Source organism: Algibacter luteus, from assembly GCF_900141715.1.
Lineage (GTDB): Bacteria > Bacteroidota > Bacteroidia > Flavobacteriales > Flavobacteriaceae > Arenitalea > Arenitalea lutea.
The window spans coordinates 265,082-287,093 of sequence record NZ_FQYK01000003.1; the positions used below are offsets into that span (position 1 = coordinate 265,082).

Below are 22,012 nucleotides of genomic sequence, written 5' to 3' on the forward strand. Positions count from 1 at the left end.
TTTAAAAATTATTTTAAAACGCTACTTCTTGATTTTATTTTTTAGGAATTAAAGGAAAAAATTGTTACTGCTAATGGGGGTAAAACAATTTCTGCTGAATATTCTTTACCATTCCAAGGATCTTTTTTAACGGTTGTTTGCTTTTTGTTTTTAATGCCACTACCTCCAAATTCTTCGGCATCACTATTAAAAATCTCGACGAGTTTTCCTTTTGAAGGCACACCAATTTTATAATTTTTTCTAACTGTTGGTGTTAAGTTACAAACCACAATTACATTTTCTTCTTCTTTATACCCTTTTCTTACATACGAGATTACACAATTCTCGTGATCATCATAACTTATCCATTCAAAACCTTCACCACTAAAACCTTTTTCATATAATGCAGGAGTGTTTTTATAAATCGTATTTAGCGATTTGAAATAGTTTTGCATGTCTTGATGAGGTTTAAACTCTAATAGGTTCCAATCTAAGCTTTCTTCGAAATTCCATTCGTTGTATTGACCAAATTCACCACCCATAAATAGGAGTTTTGTTCCTGGATGTGTAAACATGTAGCCATATAATAAACGAAGATTTGCAAAACGTTGCCATTCATCACCAGGCATTCTTCCTAAGATTGAATTTTTGCCATAAACCACCTCGTCATGCGATAGTGGCAACATAAAATTCTCTGTAAAAGCATATGCTAAACTAAAGGTAATTTCGTTATGATGATATTTTCTATACACCGGATCTTTAGCAAAATACTCTAAGGTATCGTGCATCCAACCCATCATCCATTTCATTCCAAAGCCTAAACCACCTACAAATGTTGGTTTAGAAACCATAGGGAACGCCGTAGACTCTTCTGCAATGGTTTGCACATCAGGGAAAGAGGCATATATTTCTTCGTTTAATTCTTTTAAAAAACTAATAACTGCTAGATTCTCTCTTCCACCGTAAATATTAGGTTCCCACTCGCCATCTTCTCTTGAATAATCTAAAAACAGCATTGAAGCAACAGCATCAACACGTAAACCATCGGCATGGTATTGATCCATCCAAAACACCGCGTTACTTATTAAAAATGAACGCACTTCATTACGTTCGTAATTAAAAATTAAGCTTTTCCAATCTTGATGATATCCTTTTCTTTTATCAGGATGCTCATAAAGATGCGAACCATCAAAAAACCCTAAACCATGTGCGTCTTCGGGAAAATGTGACGGCACCCAATCCAAAATTATTCCTATACCCGCTTGATGTAATTTATCAACGAGATACTTGAATTCTTCTGGGTAACCAAAACGCGATGTTGGTGCAAAATATCCTGTAATTTGGTATCCCCAAGAAGGATCGTAAGGAAATTCCATAATAGGCATAAGTTCCACATGGGTAAAATTCATGTCTTTTACGTAGTTCACTAAGTCGTCTGCCAACTCGAAATAAGACATGAAACGATCTTCTTCAAGATGTTTTTTCCAAGACCCTAAATGCACTTCGTAAACCGAGTATGGCGCATCAATGGCGTTGTGATTTTTACGCGTTTTCATCCAGTCTTTATCCTTCCATTTATAATTATCGTCCCAAACAATTGATGCTGTTCTAGGAGGATGCTCATAACGTCTAGCATAAGGATCTGCTTTTTCGGTTTTTATATCATTATTATGACTTTGAATTTTGTATTTGTAAGCAGTACCTTTAGTTATAAGCGGAATAAACCCTTCCCAAATACCACTAGAATCCCAACGAACATTTAATTGGTGTTCACCTTCCATCCAATAATTAAAATCGCCAATTACAGATACTTGTTTTGCTGTTGGTGCCCATACTGCAAAATACACACCATCAATACCATCAACGGTTACAAGGTGCGAACCGAATTTTTCGTATAGCCTAAAATGCTTGCCTGATTTAAAAAGGTTTATATCAAATTCGGTAAATAAACTGTGAACTTTTACTTGTGCCATAAATTAATGATTTATAATATTAGATATCCCTTTTAGAGGAATTACTGCCCATTGCGGACGAGAATTGAGTTCGTAACCCAATTCGTAAACTGCTTTTTCAAGTAAGCAGTATTTTAATATAAAGATACGTTCTTTATTGTAACCTAAATTTAAATTTGCGTTTTGCGTTTCTGTAACATAAGTGCCTAAAAACAGACCTGTTATATACCTGTATAATATTTCTGAAGCATTAAATAAGGCTTCCTGAGATTCTTTATAATGTGTTTCACTATTGTTAAAAACCGTAGCGTACAATGCGTAATGAAATGATCTAAACAAGCCAGCAACGTCTTTTAAAGGTGGTTGTTTTACTTTTCTATCGCGTATGGTACTTTCTGGTTCGCCTTCAAAGTCTAGAATATAATAATCGTTATCTTTTACTAATACTTGGCCTAAATGATAATCACCATGAACCCGGATGCGTTCGCCTTTAAGTTTGGTCCAGTCAAAATTCACAAAGCGCTTTCTAATGCTATTTTTTTTGTCAAGAAACTCTTGTGCTAAAGATACGGCTAAACCCTCCAGTTTACCTTGGTTGTTTTCAATAATATTTAACCTATTTTGAAATTGATATAACATTTTATTTTTTAACCACACTTCGTAATCGCCATTGTAATGGGCTGGTGTAAAAGCGGTTTCTTCAAACTCTGAACCCAAAGCAATATGCATTTCTGCAGTACGTTTTGCTAAGGTTTGTACTTGATTAAACAAATTTAGTCCCGCCCAGTCTATAATTTGTGGTGGAATATCTTGAATGGTTAAACGTTGGTATAATTCTGTATTAGGTAAATTATTTATAACTATCTTTTTGTATTCTAGATTAGAAAAAACCCTGTGTAATTCTTTTAGCATATAATCCCACGCATCACCTTCATTGGGGATCATTTCTTGCATCAATCCTATGGTAATGTTGGTGTTTTCTGAGTCAACTAAATTAATACTTCCTAAATAGGCAGGTGTATTTTTAAATTCTTTTTTCTCTGACAAAAAACGACTCATTTCGTAGTCGGGGTTTTTATCTCCAAAAATGCGTCTGAAAAACTTTAATACATATTTATCGTTATAAACCAAAGAGGTATTACTTTGTTCTAGGCCCATAAACCTTGATGATTCATATGAAACATTATTGAACAAATGACTTTTATGGTATTGCACCTTGGTTGTGTCTTTGGGCTCAGCAGTAATAATACGCTCAAAAACTAATTTTCTAAAGGCTTCTAAGTTAACCGCATCTATGATATGACCTTTTTGATTTTGAATGCTTATGGGAAGAATTCTATCTTTTTGAGCAAAATTTTCATCGGTTACAAAAGCAATTGGCAAAAAATAATGCTGATAAAAAGATTCTACAAAATTTACTTCAAGGATAAGTCCAAAATAAACCTCGCCATGTTGCTGAATTCTAAAATATTCGGCTAGTTCTATATATTTTATCTGACTCGATTTTCCACCATACCAGCGTTGTTTTATAATATAGTCTTCTAATACATCTGATAAAAAGGTTTTAACGAACGCTTCATTATCAAGCAAAACCTCCCAGGCCTCATCAGACTTAAAATGGCTATCTATTGATGATATTGAAGCTTCATGCGTCATACAATTACTTGTTAATATTGAAAATATGGAACGGCATTGTAGGATGTAATTCTACATAACACCATTCGGAATTCCAATTATAGCGACTATCTGTAATTAAATCATGCATTTCTAAGTTATGTCCATGGTGCACACCAATGTCGTGTAATGGTACTTGAACTGTGCCTTGTTGGGAGTTTTGAGCATCTAAACTAATAATAATAAACATTTGGCTAGTTCTGTCGGCGTTCCATTTATAAAATGCTATTAAATTGTCGTTATTTATATGACAAAATTTAATGTTATTGGTTTGCTGGAGCGCAGCATTGTTGTGCCTGATATAATTTATTTTTGAAATTATTGTGATTAGCTTGTTTTTAATATTCCAATCGTAATGTGTGATTTGAAATTTTTCAGAATTTAAATACTCTTCTTTTCCTAGTAGCGAGTTAGATAACATATACTCAAAAACGGGCCCATAAATACCAATACTCGAACTTAAAGTTGCCGCTAATGCATAACGTTGAATATGCTTAGATTCGTTTGCACCTTGCAAGTGATATGGGTTAATATCTGGTGTATTTGGCCAAAAGTTTGGCTGCATGTATTCTTTTAATTCTGATTTTGTAAGTTCCTCAACATATTCAATAAGTTCGTGTTTATTTTCACGCCAAGTAAAATATGTATAAGATTGTGTATACCCTTGTTTTGCCAATTGTTGCATGACTTTAGGCGCCGTAAAGGCTTCAGCTAGAAAAATAACATCTGGATGTTTGGCTTTTACTTGAGAAATAATCCAGTTCCAAAAATAGAAGGGTTTGGTATGTGGGTTATCTACTCTAAAAACATTGATACCACAATCTATCCAGTGCATTAAAATATCTAGGCACTCATTCCATAGGTTTTTATAATCTTCACTTTCCCAATAAATAGGAAGAATATCTTGATACTTTTTAGGAGGGTTTTCTGCATATTGAACAGTGCCATCCGGTCTCCATTTAAACCATTCTGGATGCGCTTTTACCCATGGATGATCAGGAGCTGCTTGTAGTGCGTAATCCATGGCAATTTCAATATCTTGTTCTTTTGCTCTTTGAACTAGTGCCTTAAAATCATCAAGCGTTCCTAATTGTGGGTGGATATCTTTATGGCCACCATGTTGTGAACCCACACCCCATGTAGAGCCAACGTCTCCTTCTTTAGCTTCTACAGTATTGTTTTTACCTTTTCTATTAACTTCGCCTATTGGATGAATTGGAGGTAAATACAAGACATCAAACCCCATACTTTTAACGCGTGGCAGTAATCGTTCGCAGTCTTTAAACGTACCATGAACCCCTGGAGTTTCTGAGGCTGAACGCGGAAAGAACTCATACCAAGTACTAAAACGAGCTCTTTTTCTGTCTACATATACCTGAAATTCTTTTGAGGTATTATCAAGTAATTTTATTGGGTTAGCATAAAAAATATTATATAACCGCTCTGTACAGGCTTCTGTTATAGCCTCGCCATAATCATTTGTGCTTTTGAATAATTTATGAAGGTGTTCTAAGTAGACTTTATCGTCTCCGCTAACTTTATTTAAAATAGCATTAATATACTCCGCGCCTTCCAGTAATTCAGAAGCCACATGTTGCCCATCATTTATTTTTCTTATTAAACCATAGCGCCAATTGAGAGCATAATCAACCCACGATTGGACTTTGTAGGTGTAAAAACCTTGTTTTTCAACGGTGAAGGATGCTTGCCATTCGTTATTGGAAATTAAAGTCATTCGGGTTTCTCTCCAAGCTCTATCTTTTTCATGTTTGTAAAGAATGGAAGCGCCCAAAACATCATGTCCATCGGCCATAATGTGCGCATCTACTTTTACTATTTCATTTACTATACGTTTTATGTAAAACTCACCACAGTTTACACTAGGCGAGACATAATCAATTACAACTCTTCTTTGGTCTTGCATTTCAATTGGTTATATAAAAAATAAAAAAGATTGGATGTTTATATTATTGTGCCTTTTGGTATTGTAGCTCCTTTTTTAATGACTACTATACCCTGTTTTACCATATAAGTATCTGTTTCAACTTCTTCCAGATGCTTACCTCCATTTATTCTTACATCATCTCCAATACGGCAATTTTTGTCTAAAATGGCATTTTTTATAAAACAGCGTTCACCAATACCCATAAGAATAGGAATACGTTTGTTATTAATTTCATCTAAAGACTCATAATAATCGCTACCCATCATGTAGGTATTAATAACCGTTGATTCGTCACCAATTCTTGAACGAATACCTATGACTGATTTTTCAATTTTTGCAGCGCTAATAATACAGCCTTCAGCAATTACTGTTCTTTCAAGTGCAGTTCCTGCAACTTTTGTTGTAGGCAACATTCTTGCTCTAGTATAAATACGTTTTTTCTTGTCGTATAAATCGAATTTTGGTATATCATCGGTTAACCCGAGGTTTGCTTCAAAGAATGAGTCTATATTTCCGATATCGGTCCAGTACCCTTCGTATTGATAGCTCATTGTTTTATGTTTATCAATGGCTTGTGGAATAATTTCTTTCCCAAAATCGTTTGTATCTGGGTTTTGCATTAATTCCTCTAAAAGCTCACGATTGAAAACATAAATCCCCATTGAAGCTAAATAATGGCGACCTTCTTTTTTCATGTCATCACTAACGTCGGAAGTCCAATCCGGTAATAGACTAGCGTCTGGTTTTTCAATGAAAGATGTAATGACGTTTTTGTCATCAGATTTTAAAATACCAAACTCAGTTGCTTCTTTAGCGCTAACAGGAATGGTAGCTATGGATATTTTGGCATCATTTTTTTCGTGCTCTTCTATCAGATGTTCATAATCCATTTGATACAATTGATCACCAGAAAGGATTAAGAAATACTGGAAATCATGTCGTAAAAAATGGTGCATACTTTGGCGCACAGCATCAGCAGTTCCTTGAAACCAAGTTTTGTTATGTGGTGTTTGTTCCGCAGCTAAAACATCAACAAATGCTGAACTAAAAAAACTAAAATGATACGTGTCTTTGATATGCCGATTTAATGAGGCTGAATTAAATTGAGTTAAAACAAACATACGCTTGATGTCTGCATTTATACAATTTGAAATAGGAATATCTACTAGCCTATATTTACCTGCAATAGGTACAGCAGGTTTTGAGCGTTCTTGAGTAAGTGGGTAAAGTCTGGAGCCTTGACCACCCCCTAGAATTATTGCTAATGCCTTGTTATTTATCATAATTTGGTTGTTTTAGTTTATAGTAATGTTTTGTATAGTTCTTCAACTTGTTTAGCTATGGCTACCCAGTCAAAATAGTCTTCAACACGTTTTCTACCATTTTTTGCCATGGTTTCCCTTAACGCCTCGTTGCTTATTACTTTATTGATACCTTCTGCTAAATCTCTAGAAAATTTATCTGGGTTTATAGGTTCAAAAGGCGCTTCGGTTTGTTGTTCTAATGGCACTAGTATGCCAGTTTCTCCATCAACCACCACCTCTTTAATACCGCCTACAGCACTTGCAACTACAGCCGTATTACAAGCCATAGCCTCAATGTTTATGATGCCAAATGGTTCGTAAATTGATGGGCAACAAAACACATCGGCATGCGAGTATAACTGAATAATTTCTTCTTTAGTTACCATTTTATCAATCCATATCACATTATCTCGCGACTTTTTAACCTCGTTCACTGCGCTTTCCATTTCCTTGCCAATTTCTGGTGTGTCTGGAGCTCCGGCACAAAGCACTATTTGTGTGTCTGGATCTAAATATTTTATAGCGTTTACCAAATGAATAATTCCTTTTTGGCGCGTTATTCTTCCAACAAAAAGCACATAAGGCTTGTTTTTATCGACCTTATATTCGTCTAAAGTAGAAGATTTTGAAGTTTGAACATATTGTTGAAGGTTGATACCATTATAAATAACCTTTACTTTATTTTCGTCTACATTAAAATGTTTAATAACATCTTCTTTTGTTTCTTCTGAAACTGCAATTAAGGCATCAGCCATTTCAATGGCTGTTTTTTCAACCCAGGAAGAAGCATCATAACCGCGCCCAAGTTGTTCGCGTTTCCAAGGGCGTAATGGTTCCAGTGAATGTGTGGTAATTACTAAAGGTGTGCCATAGCATAATTTTGAAACGATTCCTGCAAAGTGTGCATACCAAGTATGGCAGTGTACCACATCTGCATCAACAACATCGGCATTCATGTGAAGCGAGGTGCTAAGTGTTTTAAAAACCGATTTTAATTTATCGTCAGCATCTTTAAAAATGCCATCCTCAAATGGAAATCCTTTTACACTCAATGAACCTTCGTTTGAGTTTTGGTCCCCAAAGCATCTAACTTCTAAATCCATTAATTTAGACAACTCGTCGGCTAAATATTCAACATGTACTCCTGCGCCACCATATACGTATGGAGGAAATTCTCTTGTGTAAAAAAGTGCTTTCATAAAAATCTAAAAATTAAGTTACAGTTGGGTAACAATAACCCATTTATAATTTATCGCGCAAAGTATATGAGTGCGCTTATAAACATACAAAATTATTGTTAATAACTTTGTTGAAATCAAATTTTTAAAGAAAAAAAGGCAGATAATAAGATTATTGAAATAATCATTAAAAAAAACGAATTGATAGGGCTTTTTAGTTACAATAATTCAAAAACTATTTTGTTTTAAACAAAAAAAGGCTTCAGTTTCTATTCAAGCCAAATGTTAAGACAATAATTAATCAATATAAAATTTATATATTAAATATAGAATGAAAGTATTCATTAAAAACGCTTTTCTATTTTTTAATTAGCTTTTTTGAAACGGTGAGCCCGTTATCAGTCGTTCCTTTTATAATATATATACCTTTTGAAAGGGCTTTTACTGAAATGGAATTTGCTTTATTGCCGAGTACTTTTCTTCCATTTATGTCAAAAATATTAATTGATGTAATACTTTTATCTGAAAAAGCCACATGATTGTTTGCGGGGTTTGGGCTAATTGATATTTTTTTTGTTTGATTTTTACTATTAGCACTCAATGAAACTTGAGAAATATCTACTCCTTTTTTTATTAGGATGCCGTAATTAGTTAACAGCACCAAAATAGCCTGTGTTTCACTATATTGTTTGAAGATTGTTTTCCTAATAGTAATGTCATAGGGTAAATTATTATCTAAACTCGCAATGGTTGTTTCAGGGATATCTATAATATCCTTTTCAATTTGGCTTTTACTAGAAGTTTTCGAACTTACTTCGTAATCTTTATCAAATAGGCGTTTCAGGGATAATTCAGTTGTTTTAGATGCTCTGCCTCCAAGCCACATCATAAATAAATCAGCAATATCTGTAGCTTCTGCATCTGATATTTCGGTTTTAACTAAATTTAATGTTTTATCTGGCTGCCCATCATTGTCAAAATCAAATGTTTTCGAATCAGTGTCTGATTCCTTTTTTGCCTCTATAGTATTTTCGTCTAAAGGAAAAACAGATACAGCGTTTACTGGGTCTTCTTGAATAATTTCTGGATCTAAAATGGTATAGGCACTGTAGGATTCATCGTAACTTGAAGTTATATTTCCCGTAGTTTGTTTTAACCAATTTACAACTTCCCGGTTTATGCCTCCAGAAGCATTTGTTTTTACTCCTACCATAGAGATTACTCCTGTGTTCGGATTTTCGGAGGCGCCAAATTTAACATCTTTAGTTTTGTCTCTATTAATAGTGAATATTTCTTCAGAATTACCAAAAACACCAGTTGTAGTATTGAAAGGCGTTTTAAAAAGAAGATAGTTAAAGGCATTATCAAAACCTTTATGAACTAAAGTAGCATCACCGTTACTTGAAGTTAGAGTTGCTTTTTTTGTTGAAATAGCTAAATAATTAGGGATACTATGATTATGACTTGTTAGGTTTCTGTCCTTATCAACAATTACCCACCCATCATTATTCTCTACTACAAATTTATCATTCACTGAAACCACGCTAAAGGCGTTTTTACCTGGTGAGGGCGTAACTTCTGAAATACTACCAAAAGCACCAGTAAATGCATCATTTTTATGTTGTGCAAGTATTAATAACCTTTCCCCTCTTGTCATACCAATAAAAATGGAGTCAGCGGGATTAATAATATCAATATCTGATATATATGACGAATCCGCTTTTTCTGGGCTATTTAAATAATTAATATTCATATTTAAGCAGGTAGATGTGGTTGTGTTAAATTGAGTTAGAGTACCGTTTTGAGGAAATGTCCACTGTCCGCTATAAACATTTCCATCTCCACCAAATGAACAGGTACTATAAATATTTTCGTCTAAACAGTTAGTGCCATCTTCTTTGTAATTTGTCCATGTGCATGAATTGTAATTAACAATGCTAATCCCATTAATAGTAGCACTATTAGGTTTGGAGTTACGAACTAAAATATCGTTGCTTTTAGGGTCTAAGCTTATTTCGTAAACAGTAATTGGGCTTGCCGCGTTACAATTAGTAATGGTTCCATTTGGTTCCAGTCTATCTAAACCTTGAAAATGGCCAATAAATAAATTATCGTTAGAATCTATAGCAAAAGTGTTTATAAAGTTACTTGTTAGGCTTGAATTGGAAGTTGTATAATTATTCCAAGTAGTTGTTGCTTTTTCTAATTCCCATAGGCCATTGTTTGCTCCAGCAAAATAAGTTTTTGTTCCAGAATTATTTTCAATTATATCTTGTGGTTTAAATGTAGTGGAAACTTCAGTTTCAAAAACACCATTGTTGAATTTTTGATATCCAAAAGCATCTTCCTTAAAGATATATAAAGAACCATCTTTAGCATAAGTTATTTCTAAATCAAAAAATTGGTTTGTTGATTCACCAATGGTTAAATCAGAACTATCATAGGTATACTTAGATACGCTTGTGCCGTTATAAACGGCAATTCCCTTCTTTAACGTAAAAGCGATATCATTACTTGTAGGGTCTAATGCCATTCCTCTTACATCACCAATTGATGGGTCTTGACTTGTAAGGTTTAAAAAATCAGTAACTGAATTAGAGGAGGTGTTGTATTTTATATATCCAATATCTGTAGTTAAGTGTAATTCGTTTGCGTTAACATTATCAGGAAGTATTTTGGTAATTTCAGAAGGCTTGTTAAGTAAATACCAATCATTAGTTTGTGATATAATAGTTGAAAAATAAAGTAGGAATATTACAAACAGGAATCTATTTTTCATAATTTATATTTTATTTAATAAAATAATAGGTTTTGAAAATAGATAGAATAAGGACTATATTTAAAAGGTACAATCTAATTTTTTAAACGACGATTAATAATCGTTGAATGACCAAAAAACCAAGACTAATTGGACAAACCAAAATTAAAAATTAATTGAAATTGAATAGCAGAATTTAGATTTATGAGCGAAATTTTCTGAAATTAATCATTCAGCTTTAATACTGCCATAAATGCTTGCTGCGGAATCTCGACATTTCCTACTTGACGCATACGCTTTTTACCTTTTTTCTGCTTTTCAAGAAGCTTACGCTTACGCGAAATATCACCACCATAACATTTAGCAGTAACATCTTTACGAAGTGCTTTTATGGTTTCACGCGAAATAATTTTAGCACCAATAGCTGCTTGGATAGGAATATCGAACTGTTGGCGTGGAATTAACTCTTTAAGTTTTTCGCACATTTTTCGTCCTATAAATTGTGCGTTATCGGCATGTATTAAAGCAGAAAGCGCATCTACCGGTTGTGCATTTAATAAAATATCTAAACGCACTAATTTTGATGGTTTCATGCCAATTGGATGATAATCAAAAGAGGCGTAACCTTTAGATACTGTTTTTAGTCTGTCGTAAAAATCGAAAACTATTTCTGCTAAAGGCATTTCAAAAGTAAGCTCAACACGTTCTGGTGTTAAATAGGTTTGATTGGTGATAATACCTCGTTTTTCAATACACAAAGACATCACATTACCAACAAAATCGGCTTTTGTAATGATGGTTGCTTTGATATATGGTTCTTCAACGCGGTTTACAGTTGATGGTTCTGGTAAATCGGAAGGGTTGTTAACCACAAAGGCTTCATCTGGATTTTTGTTTGTATAGGCGTGATAAGATACGTTGGGAACGGTTGTTATTACCGTCATATCAAATTCACGTTCTAAACGTTCTTGAATAATTTCCATATGCAACATGCCTAGGAAACCACATCGGAATCCGAATCCTAATGCCGCTGAACTCTCCGGAGAGAACACCAACGACGCGTCATTTAACTGCAGCTTTTCCATTGAGGCACGAAGCTCTTCATAATCTTCAGTATCAACAGGGTAGATACCTGCAAAAACCATTGGTTTTACATCTTCAAAACCTTCAACTATATTGGTTGTTGGTTTTGCATAATCGGTAATGGTATCACCTACCTTTACCTCTTTGGCTGTTTTAATACCTGTAATTAAGTAGCCTACATCTCCTGTTTTTACACTTTGTTTTGCTACTTGAGTTAGTTTTAAAGTTCCAACTTCATCGGCGTAATAATCTTTATTCGTGGCAACAAATTTAATGTGCTGTCCTTTTTTTATTTCACCATTGAATACTCTAAAATAGGTTTCAATGCCTCTGAAAGTGTTATAAACTGAATCGAAAATTAAAGCTTGTAACGGTGCGTCTGGATCACCTTTTGGTGCAGGAACACGTTTTATAATGGCTTCAAGAATATTATCTACTCCAAAACCTGTTTTGCCACTGGCGTGAATAACTTCTTCTGGGTTACAACCTAATAGGTCTACAATATCATCAGTTACCTCTTCTGGGTTGGCACTTGGTAAATCTACTTTATTTAAAACGGGAATAATTTCCAGATCGTTTTCTAAAGCTAAATATAAATTAGAAATGGTTTGCGCTTGAATACTTTGAGCTGCATCAACAATTAACAATGCACCTTCGCAGGCTGCAATTGATCGAGAAACCTCATATGAAAAATCTACATGACCAGGAGTATCAATAAGGTTCAAAATATATTTTTCACCTTCATATTCATAATCCATTTGTATGGCGTGCGACTTAATGGTAATACCACGTTCGCGCTCCAAATCCATACTGTCTAGTAATTGGTCTTGCTTTTCTCTAGCGGTTACAGATCCTGTAAAATCTAATAAACGGTCGGCAAGTGTACTTTTACCATGATCAATATGTGCAATGATGCAAAAATTTCTAATATTCTTCATAAGGACATCTCTATAAAAAAGATTTTGCAAATATAGTTGAAATATTCAGCTATTTCGCGAATATTTCAAAAGCTATTAATCTTGCCATTCAGCAATAAAAAGATTCGTGTCTCTTCCGCCACCGTTATTTCTATTTGATGAAAATGCTAAATATTTCCCATCGTTTGAAAACACAGGAAAGGCATCAAAAGTTTCACTATGAGTAACGCGCTCTAAGTTTTTACCATCTATATCAATTAGGTATAAATTAAACGGAAAACCGCGCTCAGCTTCAAAATTTGAAGAGAATAATATTTTTTTACCTGAAGGATGAAAAAACGGACTCCAATTGGCATTTCCTAAATCGGTTAATTGTCTTAAATCGTTTCCATCAGCATTACAAATATACAACTCCATATCGGTTGGTTCTACTAATCCTTCAGCCAATAAATCTTTGTATTCTTTAATTTCTTGTTCCGTTTTTGGGCGAGACGAACGGAAAATGATTTTGGTACCATCTGGCGAAAAGAAAGCACCACCATCATAACCTAGTTCATCAGTTATTTGCTTTACATCGGTGCCATCAAGATTCATGGTGTATAATTCTAAATCGCCACTTCTAGTTGAGGTGAATACAATTTTATCACCTTTGGGCGATACAGTCGGTTCTGCATCATAACCTTTTTCGTGAGTTAATTGTTTCACGATATTGCCTTCTAAATCGGCAACAAAAATATCGAAGGTATCATAAACAGGCCAAATGTATTTACCATTTTTTCGTAATGGGGTGTCTGGACAATTTTCATCTCCTAAATGTGTTGATGCATAAATAATATGTTTGTTGTCTGGCAAAAAATAAGAACAAGTTGTACGCCCTTTACCTGTAGATATCATTGGAGGCATGTTGTCTTTAAAAGTTTCGCCAACATTAATTAAAAACATTTGGTCGCAACTTACATTCCAGTTTTTGTTATTAGATTGAAACACAATTTGTTTATCGTCAAAACTCCAATAAGCTTCAGCATTATCGCCTCCAAAAGTAATTTGCTTAATGGATTTAAAATGAGTTTCTCCCGGGAAAATTAGCGAGTCCGTAGTTTCTTGAACTTGCACTGTTTTTTCAGGGTTTTCTTTTTTTTCATTTTTACATGCAAAAACTAAAAACAACAAAGCAACTAAGTATATCTTATTCATTCTGAAAAATTTATAAGTAATGTTTAAATTTGAACAAAATTAATATTTATAACTATGAAATACTCAATAGCGCTTCTTTTTTTGTTTTTACTGAATTCTTGCAAAGAAGAACCTGTTAAAATAGTTTCGATAAAAGATGATGTTACATTTTTATCTGATGATGCTCTAGAAGGCAGGCAAACCGGAACCGAGGGCGAAAAAGCCGCTGCAGATTATATCGCGAAGCGTTTTGAAAATTTAGGTTTAGAGGCCAAAGGAACAAACGGTTATTATCAAAATTTCACGTTTAAACCTAAAACCAATCCGCATCAAACAGTAAATTATACCGTGAAAGATGGCGATAGTACCATAACAGGAACAAATGTTTTAGGGTTTTTAAATAGCAATGCTGATAATACCATTGTTATTGGTGCGCATTTCGATCATTTGGGTTATGGCGCTGAAGGTTCTCTTCATAGAGGTGAAAAAGCCATTCATAATGGTGCCGATGATAATGCCAGTGGCGTTGCCGTTATGCTAAATTTGGCTGATAAATTAAAAAATAAAAACACCAACAACAACTACTTGTTTATGGCATTTTCGGGTGAAGAAATGGGTTTGTTAGGTTCTAATTATTTTGTAAAAAACGCAACCATTGACACCCAAAAAATTAATTATATGATTAATATGGATATGGTTGGACGATTAAAAGCCGACAGTACGCTTGCGGTTTATGGCGTTGGTACATCACCTATTTTAAAACAAACCTTAAACGCACATAATAGTACTTTTAAATTAATCCAGAAAGAATCGGGAATAGGCCCAAGCGACCACACATCGTTTTACAATGCCGATATTCCTGTGTTGCACTTTTTTACGGGTCAGCATGAAGACTATCACAAACCAACCGACGATTTTGATAAACTGAATTATGAAGGGATGACAACCATTTCGAATTATATTTTTGAAGTCATTTCAGATTTAGATAACAACGGCAAATTACCGTTTAGAAAAACAAAAAACGAAAGTGAAGAAACACCACGATTTAAAGTCGGCCTAGGTGTTATTCCAGATTATATGTTTGATGGAAAAGGCATGCGTATTGATGGCATTAGTGAAGACAAACCTGCACAAAAAGCAGGATTACAAAAGGGCGATATTGTTATAAAATTAGGTGACAGTACTGTGACAGATATGATGAGCTACATGAAAGTGCTATCAACTTTTGAAGCTGGAGATAAAACTGAGGTTACAGTTGATAGAAACGGCAAAGAGGTAAAGGCCACCATTCAATTTTAAACGTTTTAAATGATTAAAACCAAACAGGATATTATCAATAAAATACACCTGATAATTTCGGTCGTAATTGTGGTTCCTGTAGCTTTTGTTTATGGTTTTAATCCAGATTGGCAATTCGATATTCACTTAAATACTACAGACGAACACAACTTTTTTAAAGCGATAATGGGTTTGTATTTAGGGTTTTCTGCACTTTGGATCTTGGGTGTTTTTAAAGAACGATATCTAAAATTAGCCCTAATAAGTAATCTTATTTTTATGCTAGGATTGGGTTTGGGCCGACTGTTAAGTTTGTTACTAGATGGAGCACCAACATTTGCCTACCTATTTGGAACTTTTGCTGAATTATTTTTAGCCTTTTATGGCATATGGGTGCTTAAAAACCTAAAATTAAATTCCTAAAACTTTAGCATCAACTTTAAAAGTGGCAAAAAAGTCGATGTCATAGAATTCCGAAGTCGTTTCATCTGCTACGGCCGCTATTCTGAGTTTAAAAGCATCTTCTTGCAGATAGTTTTTTAATTCAACATTAATAGTATTTAATTCAAGACTATTAGCGTTGGTATTTTGAATATCAAATAAATTAGCAATTTCAACCTCTTCAACATTTTCGGTACTTATGTAGATTTGAATATATTTTAAGAAATTAAAATTCCCTGTTTCTGGAGACGAAATTACCAGCTTCAAACTTTTTAGTTTAATGCTTTCAATACCATTGGCATTGGTGTTATTATTTTCAAAAGTAGTTTCAGTGTTTGTTTCAATGTCCGATGTAAAAAGACTCACCGGCACACCCACAACGGGTACGGGGTTTAATGTATAGCTTGTATCGTAGTCTAAATCAAACTTCGTTAGTTCATCAACAACATCACAGTTTAGCAACGGTAAAAAGAACAATATTAGTAAGTAACACTTGGCTTTCATAGATAATAATTTCGTGTAAATATAAACATTTAAAGGCTAGATTATTAGCCTTTACGTATTTACAACGGTGTGTGGCTTAAATAAATTAATAAAACCTGTATTTTTGCAAAAAAAAGAATTCGTGGTAAAAATAGATAACATAGAACTTCCAGATTTTCCATTGTTGTTAGCACCTATGGAAGATGTAAGCGACCCACCATTCCGTGCATTGTGTAAAGAACAAGGCGCCGATGTGGTGTATACCGAGTTTGTATCTAGCGAAGGCTTGATTCGTAATGCTGCAAAAAGCGTTATGAAGCTTGATATTTATGAAAAAGAAAGACCAGTAGGCATTCAAATTTTTGGAGCCAATCTGGATAGCATGTTGCAGACCATTGATATTGTTGAAAAATCCAATCCAGATATAATCGACATTAATTTTGGGTGTCCGGTAAAAAAAGTAGTGAGTAAAGGAGCTGGTGCAGGTATTTTAAAAGATGTGTGTTTAATGGAAAAACTCACTGCCGAAATGGTAAAACGAACCAACATTCCAATAACCGTAAAAACCCGTTTGGGCTGGGACCACGATTCTATAAAAATTGTTGAAGTTGCCGAACGTTTGCAAGATGTTGGTTGTAAAGCCATAGCCATTCACGGCCGCACGAGAGCTCAAATGTATAAAGGTAATGCCGATTGGAAACTAATTGCAGCAGTAAAAAACAATCAACGCATGCACATTCCCGTATTTGGAAATGGCGATGTAGATACCCCAGAAAAAGCTGCCTTAATGCGCGATGAATATGGATTAGATGGCGCTATGATAGGGCGTGCAAGTATTGGTAACCCTTGGTTTTTTAAGCAGGTAAAACACTTTTTTGAAACAGGCGAGCATTTAGCACCTATAAGTTTGGAAGAACGTGTGGAAGCGGCACGCAGACATCTGCAAATGTCTATAGATTGGAAAGGTGAAATACTAGGTGTTTTTGAAACCAGACGCCACTACACCAACTATTTTAAAGGCATTCCGCATTTTAAAGAATACCGTATGAAAATGGTAACTTCAGATCATTCAGAAGATGTTTTTGCGGCCTTCGATGAGGTTCTTGAAAAGTTTGCAGGGTATCAGTTTACCGAGTAGTTTTTTTATTTGGGCAAATGGCAAGCCACCGCGCTATTCGTTACTAGTTTTGGCTCGATGCGCGCCTCGCCAAAAGCTAACCACTACTATCGCTTTTGCAACTATCAGCCAGCAACTTTATTAATTCTAAAAGTTTTTGCATCTAAATAAATACCTTAAATGTGTTTAACCAAAGACTTGGTAATTCTAGACGATGCTATTTTTGAGGCGATGATGCCTAAAACCGAAATGGTTATAAACACAATAAAGAAGTTTTCTAGCTTGATGGTTACGGGGTATGCTAGTGTTGGCGTTATCATTACCCAGCTAAAAGTTTTTTGCAGCGCTATAATAATAAGTGCTAATCCTAAGCCAATAAGCCCGCCAACAACTCCAATTAAACTGCCTTGATAAAAGAAAATTTTACGAATATCTTTTAACGTAGCGCCAATATTAAACAAGGTGTTTAGACTTTGTTTTTTATCTAACACCATCATGATAAGCGAGCCAATAACATTAAAAAAGGCAATAATTAGCACTAAAGTGAAAATGAGGTAAACGGCTAAATTTTCGGTGTTGAGCATTTTATAAAGGGCATCGTTTAGTTGTGCTCGGTTTTTTAAAACAACCTTGTCGCCTAAAATATTTTGTATTTGTGCTTTAGCTTGGGTTTCGTCTAGACCGTTTTTAAGTTTAAATTCTATGGCTGAAATTTGATTGGGCTCGTAATTCAACAAATGTTTGGCTAAATCTATAGGCGCAAAAATGTATGAATCGTTTAATGTTTCGTTAATGTAAAACACACCAACACTTAATGTTTTTACGCTATTAAATGCATTCTTGGTACTGGTAATTTGGCCTTTACCAGGTTTTGGCACGTAAACCGTTATTGGTTTGGTGAAATTTAAAAGCCCTAAAGATAAACTGTTGGAAATACCCCAACCGGTAACAATTTGATTGGATTTTTGTTCAAGCCAATTGCCGTGGTCTATAGTCGATTGTATTTCAACAACATCTTGAAAATGTTCGTCTACACCTTTAATTATGGCCAGAGTGTTTTTGTCTTCAGAAGAGAGGAAAACACGTTCTTCAATTATTTTTGAAAAACTGGCAACATCTACTAAATTCTCGAGTTTCGAAGCTTCTTCTTCGGTAAGAAAAAACGATTTTCCTTGCGCCGCTTCAGCTTTTAAATCAGGGTCTACCTGACTTGTAAATTGAAGTGTAAAATCTTTTAAGCCCGCAAACCCAGAAAGCACAATAAATAACGAAGCAGAGCCTAGAATAACACCAATTATGGCAATATAGGTTATGAAGTTTATAGCATTGTTACTGCTTTTTGATCGCAGGTAACGTTTTGCTATGTATAATGAGAAGCTCAATGATTTACTTAAGATTTTTTTCTTTTATCAAGAATAGTAGGGTCTTTTATTGGGTTTTCTTTTCCCTTTAAAGATTTTTCAATCTGGTCTATATACTCTAATGAATCGTCAATGAAAAACTCTAAATTTGGCATACGTCTTAATTGATGTTTGGTGCGTTGTGCTAATTCATGTCGAATTAACGGCGTGTTAGATTTTATGCCTTCAAGTAGTTCTTTGCCTTTATCGTTGGGGAAGATGCTTAAATATACTTTAGCAACACCTAAATCTACCGTTACTTTTACTTTAGTAACAGAAATTATAATACCACGCATACCGCCTTGTGTTGCAGCACCTTGCAATACTTCAACTAAATCTTGTTGTAAAACAGAACCTATTTTTTTTTGCCTTTGACTTTCTTCTGCGTTGCTCATAATAAATTAACCGTTAAGGGTTATGCTGCAAAAATAACGGATATTTAAAGATTATGTTACTTTTAGTTTGCTATTTTCATATCTTGATGATGATTTTCAGGAATTTTAAAATAGAACCCCTTCTTTAAGGGAATGACAAAATGATTATTTTATGAATAAAATTGAACATATAGGTATAGCTGTTAAAAGCCTTAAAGATTCAAATACGTTATTTTCAAAACTCTTTGGTGAGGCACATTATAAAATAGAAGTAGTGAAAAGCGAAGGCGTAAACACCTCTTTCTTTAAGGTGGGCGAAAATAAAATCGAACTTTTGGAAGCCACTAAAAAAGATAGCCCAATTGCAAAATTTATTGAGAAAAAGGGAGAAGGCATTCATCATATAGCTTTCGATGTGGATGATATAGTTGCTGAAATTGAGCGACTTAAAAAAGAAGGTTTTGAAGTACTTAACGAAACGCCAAAAAAAGGTGCTGATAACAAGTTGGTTGCTTTTTTGCATCCAAAATCATCAAATGGTGTTTTAATAGAATTGTGTCAGGAAATAAAGGATTAATTTTTTCTTGCTAACAATTAAAATAAGTAGTAATATTGCACTCCAATTTCGGTCCTATAACTCAGTTGGTTAGAGTATCTGACTCATAATCAGAAAGTCCCTGGTTCGAGCCCAGGTGGGACCACTTCTAGAAATTGTAAAGCCTTTCAGTATTGAAAGGCTTTTTTATTTAATATAATTTATTCAAAATCTTATCGTTATACTTTACACCTAAAATTAAGAGAACCAAACTTAAATTTTCGGTTTACAAGTATTTACATATATTTGTTCTGTAAATTAAAAGTGAGGGATTAATTTTACACAACTTGTTTGTTTAACGTTGTTATTAACAAATGTTTATTGAAAAATGATAGAAAAATGCATTTCATCGATGTTTTTGGTCGTTTCATAGACGTTTTTTGACAGATAATCGTGTAATTATTTTGTGAACTCTCTTTTTTTTATACATTTGTGACCCAATGACAATACAAAATAAAAGAATTATTGCCTCAATCTTATTTGTATTAATAAGTGTTGTATGCATCGCTCAAACTGGGCCCACACCGCCGCCTCCAGGTCCGCCGCCACCAAAAGGATTTCCTATTGATGGAGGGTTGCTATACGGTATGGCATTTGCCTTATTCTATGGGGTTAAAAAGTTACTTGTAAAGCGTAACAACTAAGACAACTTGTTAATCTCAACAAGTTTTGCAACATATTTTCCTAAAACATCAAATTCTAAATTAACCACAGTACCTACTTTAAAAGTATTAAAATTGGTGTGCTCATAAGTAAAAGGAATAATCGCCACACTAAAAGAATCTTCACCAGAGTTTACAACAGTTAAACTAGTTCCATTTACTGTTATTGATCCTTTTTCAATGGTTATATTATTTAAAGTACTGTCATATTTAAAGGTGAAAACCCAACTACCGTTTTCTTGTTTTATGTTTGTGCAAACTGCTGTTTGATCTACATGTCCTTGTACAATGTGCCCGTCAAGTCGGTCGCCAAGTTTCATTGCGCGTTCCAAATTTACTTTATCCTCTACTTTTAAATGATATAGATTCGTTTTATCTAAAGTTTCTTTTATCGCAGTTACTGTATATTCATCATTATTTATGGCAACAACGGTAAGGCAAACCCCATTATGAGCAACGCTTTGGTCTATTTTTAGTTCAGGAGTAATTTTACTTTTAATTGATATATGAAGATTATCTAAATCAGGTCTTAAATTCGAAACCACACCAATATCTTCAATAATTCCAGTAAACATTATATTCTTTATTTAATTAGTTAAATTTGCATCAAAATTACAAACAAAAGTTGTCATATATAATGAAGCAAGAAGAAAATATAAAAGTAGGCATATCCATAGGCGACTTAAACGGTATTGGTGGAGAAATCATTTTAAAAACATTTGAAGACTCAAGAGTTTTAGATTTTTGTACGCCAGTAATCTTTGCTTCGGCAAAAACAATGAATTTTTTAAAAACGCATTTCAAATCTGAAATCAATTTTAACAATATTAATAATTTGAGCCAGATAGCTCATAATAAGGTTAATGTTTTCAATTGTTGGAAAGACGAAGTAAAAATCGAATTCGGTAAAGAAGATATGAAAATAGGGGCTTTTGCCATAAAATCTTTAGAGTCTGCAACAAAGGCGTTAAAAGATGGAGAAGTAGATGTATTGGTAACGGCGCCAATTAATAAGCATAATATTCAATCTGAAGCATTTAAATTCCCAGGACATACCGATTATTTAGCACAAGAATTGGAAGGCGAAAGTTTGATGTTTATGATAACAGATACTCTTAGAGTTGGCTTGCTTACAGACCATGTACCTGTAAAAGATGTATCAACTCATATTACATCAGCATTAATCGAACAAAAAATAAACACAGTTTATAATTCGCTGTTAAAAGATTTCAGAATTCAAAGACCTAAAATAGCAATATTGGGCATCAACCCGCATACTGGAGATAATGGTGTTATTGGAAGTGAAGACGATGAAGTTTTAAGACCCACATTGCATAAAATAAAAGCGCAAGGAAAATTAGTTTTTGGTCCTTATGCTGCCGATAGCTTTTTTGGCTCAAACAATTATAAAAATTTTGATGCCATAATTGCTTCATACCACGATCAAGGGTTAATTCCGTTTAAAACATTATCCTTTGGTCAGGGTGTCAATTACACTGCAGGTTTAAATAAAGTAAGGACTTCACCAGATCATGGAACAGCATACGAAATAGCGGGAAAAGGTGTTGCGGACGAAAACTCGTTTAAAGAAGCCGTTTTTAGTGCCATTAGGATTTTTAAAAACAGAACGAGTTATGAACAACTAACCGCAAATCCATTAAAAAAATCTCCTAAAAAAGAGCGTCGTTAAATAGCTGAA

18 protein-coding genes and 1 tRNA gene are annotated in these 22,012 nt (G+C 34.1%); 7 read left to right on the forward strand and 12 right to left on the reverse strand.

Going from position 1 to position 22,012, the window contains the following annotated elements; all coding sequences use genetic code 11:
• Positions 1-41 precede the first annotated feature (41 nt).
• From glgB to BUA46_RS07295, 8 genes are all read right to left on the reverse strand, one after another.
• Positions 42-1,952, reverse strand: coding sequence for a 1,4-alpha-glucan branching protein GlgB (gene glgB, locus BUA46_RS07260; RefSeq protein WP_019386924.1), 1,911 nt, complete (start codon positions 1,950-1,952; stop codon positions 42-44).
• Positions 1,953-1,955: 3 nt separating this feature from the next.
• Complete coding sequence (locus BUA46_RS07265) at positions 1,956-3,587, reverse strand: trehalose synthase (protein WP_019386923.1); 1,632 nt, start codon at positions 3,585-3,587, stop codon at positions 1,956-1,958.
• Positions 3,588-3,591: 4 nt separating this feature from the next.
• Positions 3,592-5,529, reverse strand: a complete 1,938-nt coding sequence (locus tag BUA46_RS07270) for an alpha-1,4-glucan--maltose-1-phosphate maltosyltransferase (protein ID WP_019386922.1) — start codon at positions 5,527-5,529, stop codon at positions 3,592-3,594.
• 38 nt (positions 5,530-5,567) lie between these two features.
• Positions 5,568-6,833: a glucose-1-phosphate adenylyltransferase gene (locus BUA46_RS07275; RefSeq protein WP_019386921.1), complete on the reverse strand. Its 1,266-nt coding sequence runs from the start codon at positions 6,831-6,833 to the stop codon at positions 5,568-5,570.
• Between the two features lie 17 nt (positions 6,834-6,850).
• Positions 6,851-8,053 (reverse strand): glycogen synthase, encoded by a 1,203-nt coding sequence (glgA, locus tag BUA46_RS07280; protein WP_019386920.1) that lies wholly within the window; start codon positions 8,051-8,053, stop codon positions 6,851-6,853.
• 337 nt (positions 8,054-8,390) lie between these two features.
• Positions 8,391-10,811 carry a T9SS type A sorting domain-containing protein gene (locus tag BUA46_RS07285; protein ID WP_019386919.1) on the reverse strand — a complete coding sequence of 807 codons (2,421 nt, stop codon included), beginning with the start codon at positions 10,809-10,811 and terminating at the stop codon, positions 8,391-8,393.
• 203 nt (positions 10,812-11,014) lie between these two features.
• Positions 11,015-12,811: a translation elongation factor 4 gene (gene lepA, locus BUA46_RS07290; RefSeq protein WP_019386918.1), complete on the reverse strand. Its 1,797-nt coding sequence runs from the start codon at positions 12,809-12,811 to the stop codon at positions 11,015-11,017.
• Positions 12,812-12,886: 75 nt separating this feature from the next.
• Complete coding sequence (locus tag BUA46_RS07295) at positions 12,887-13,984, reverse strand: TolB family protein (RefSeq protein ID WP_019386917.1); 1,098 nt, start codon at positions 13,982-13,984, stop codon at positions 12,887-12,889.
• A 54-nt stretch (positions 13,985-14,038) separates the two neighbouring features.
• On the opposite strand from BUA46_RS07295, the gene BUA46_RS07300 reads away from it, so the two are divergent.
• Both BUA46_RS07300 and BUA46_RS07305 read left to right on the forward strand, forming a co-directional pair.
• The gene (locus BUA46_RS07300; protein WP_019386916.1) at positions 14,039-15,262 is read left to right on the forward strand and encodes a M20/M25/M40 family metallo-hydrolase; all 1,224 of its coding nucleotides are present in this window, start codon (positions 14,039-14,041) and stop codon (positions 15,260-15,262) included.
• 9 nt (positions 15,263-15,271) lie between these two features.
• Positions 15,272-15,664, forward strand: coding sequence for a DUF4345 family protein (locus BUA46_RS07305; RefSeq protein ID WP_019386915.1), 393 nt, complete (start codon positions 15,272-15,274; stop codon positions 15,662-15,664).
• On the opposite strand, the gene BUA46_RS07310 is transcribed toward BUA46_RS07305, so the two are convergent.
• Positions 15,653-16,186: a hypothetical protein gene (locus BUA46_RS07310; RefSeq protein WP_019386914.1), complete on the reverse strand. Its 534-nt coding sequence runs from the start codon at positions 16,184-16,186 to the stop codon at positions 15,653-15,655. The two genes, BUA46_RS07305 and BUA46_RS07310, sit on opposite strands and share 12 nt — an antisense overlap.
• Positions 16,187-16,307: 121 nt before the next feature.
• On the opposite strand from BUA46_RS07310, the gene dusB reads away from it, so the two are divergent.
• Positions 16,308-17,303 (forward strand): tRNA dihydrouridine synthase DusB, encoded by a 996-nt coding sequence (gene dusB / locus BUA46_RS07315; RefSeq protein ID WP_026009973.1) that lies wholly within the window; start codon positions 16,308-16,310, stop codon positions 17,301-17,303.
• A 155-nt stretch (positions 17,304-17,458) separates the two neighbouring features.
• On the opposite strand, the gene BUA46_RS07320 is transcribed toward dusB, so the two are convergent.
• The gene (locus BUA46_RS07320; protein WP_019386912.1) at positions 17,459-18,664 is read right to left on the reverse strand and encodes an FtsX-like permease family protein; all 1,206 of its coding nucleotides are present in this window, start codon (positions 18,662-18,664) and stop codon (positions 17,459-17,461) included.
• Between the two features lie 8 nt (positions 18,665-18,672).
• On the reverse strand, positions 18,673-19,077 hold the full coding sequence (gene rbfA, locus BUA46_RS07325; RefSeq protein ID WP_019386911.1) for a 30S ribosome-binding factor RbfA: 405 nt from the start codon (positions 19,075-19,077) through the stop codon (positions 18,673-18,675).
• 151 nt (positions 19,078-19,228) lie between these two features.
• Here rbfA and mce point away from each other — a divergent pair, with 151 nt between their 5' ends.
• The 3 genes from mce to BUA46_RS07340 all read left to right on the forward strand — a co-directional run bounded on the left by mce (position 19,229) and on the right by BUA46_RS07340 (position 20,295).
• On the forward strand, positions 19,229-19,633 hold the full coding sequence (gene mce, locus BUA46_RS07330) for a methylmalonyl-CoA epimerase (RefSeq protein ID WP_019386910.1): 405 nt from the start codon (positions 19,229-19,231) through the stop codon (positions 19,631-19,633).
• A 50-nt stretch (positions 19,634-19,683) separates the two neighbouring features.
• A tRNA-Ile gene (locus BUA46_RS07335) sits at positions 19,684-19,757 on the forward strand.
• 334 nt (positions 19,758-20,091) lie between these two features.
• On the forward strand, positions 20,092-20,295 hold the full coding sequence (locus BUA46_RS07340; protein ID WP_019386909.1) for a PID-CTERM protein-sorting domain-containing protein: 204 nt from the start codon (positions 20,092-20,094) through the stop codon (positions 20,293-20,295).
• Here the strand turns inward: BUA46_RS07340 and BUA46_RS07345 are convergent.
• Entirely contained in the window at positions 20,292-20,888 is a 597-nt protein-coding gene (locus tag BUA46_RS07345) for a riboflavin synthase (RefSeq protein ID WP_019386908.1), read from the reverse strand. The genes BUA46_RS07340 and BUA46_RS07345 overlap by 4 nt on opposite strands.
• 62 nt (positions 20,889-20,950) lie before the next feature.
• Between BUA46_RS07345 and pdxA the strand changes: the two genes are divergently transcribed.
• Entirely contained in the window at positions 20,951-22,003 is a 1,053-nt protein-coding gene (gene pdxA, locus BUA46_RS07350) for a 4-hydroxythreonine-4-phosphate dehydrogenase PdxA (RefSeq protein WP_019386907.1), read from the forward strand.
• Positions 22,004-22,012: the final 9 nt, after the last annotated feature.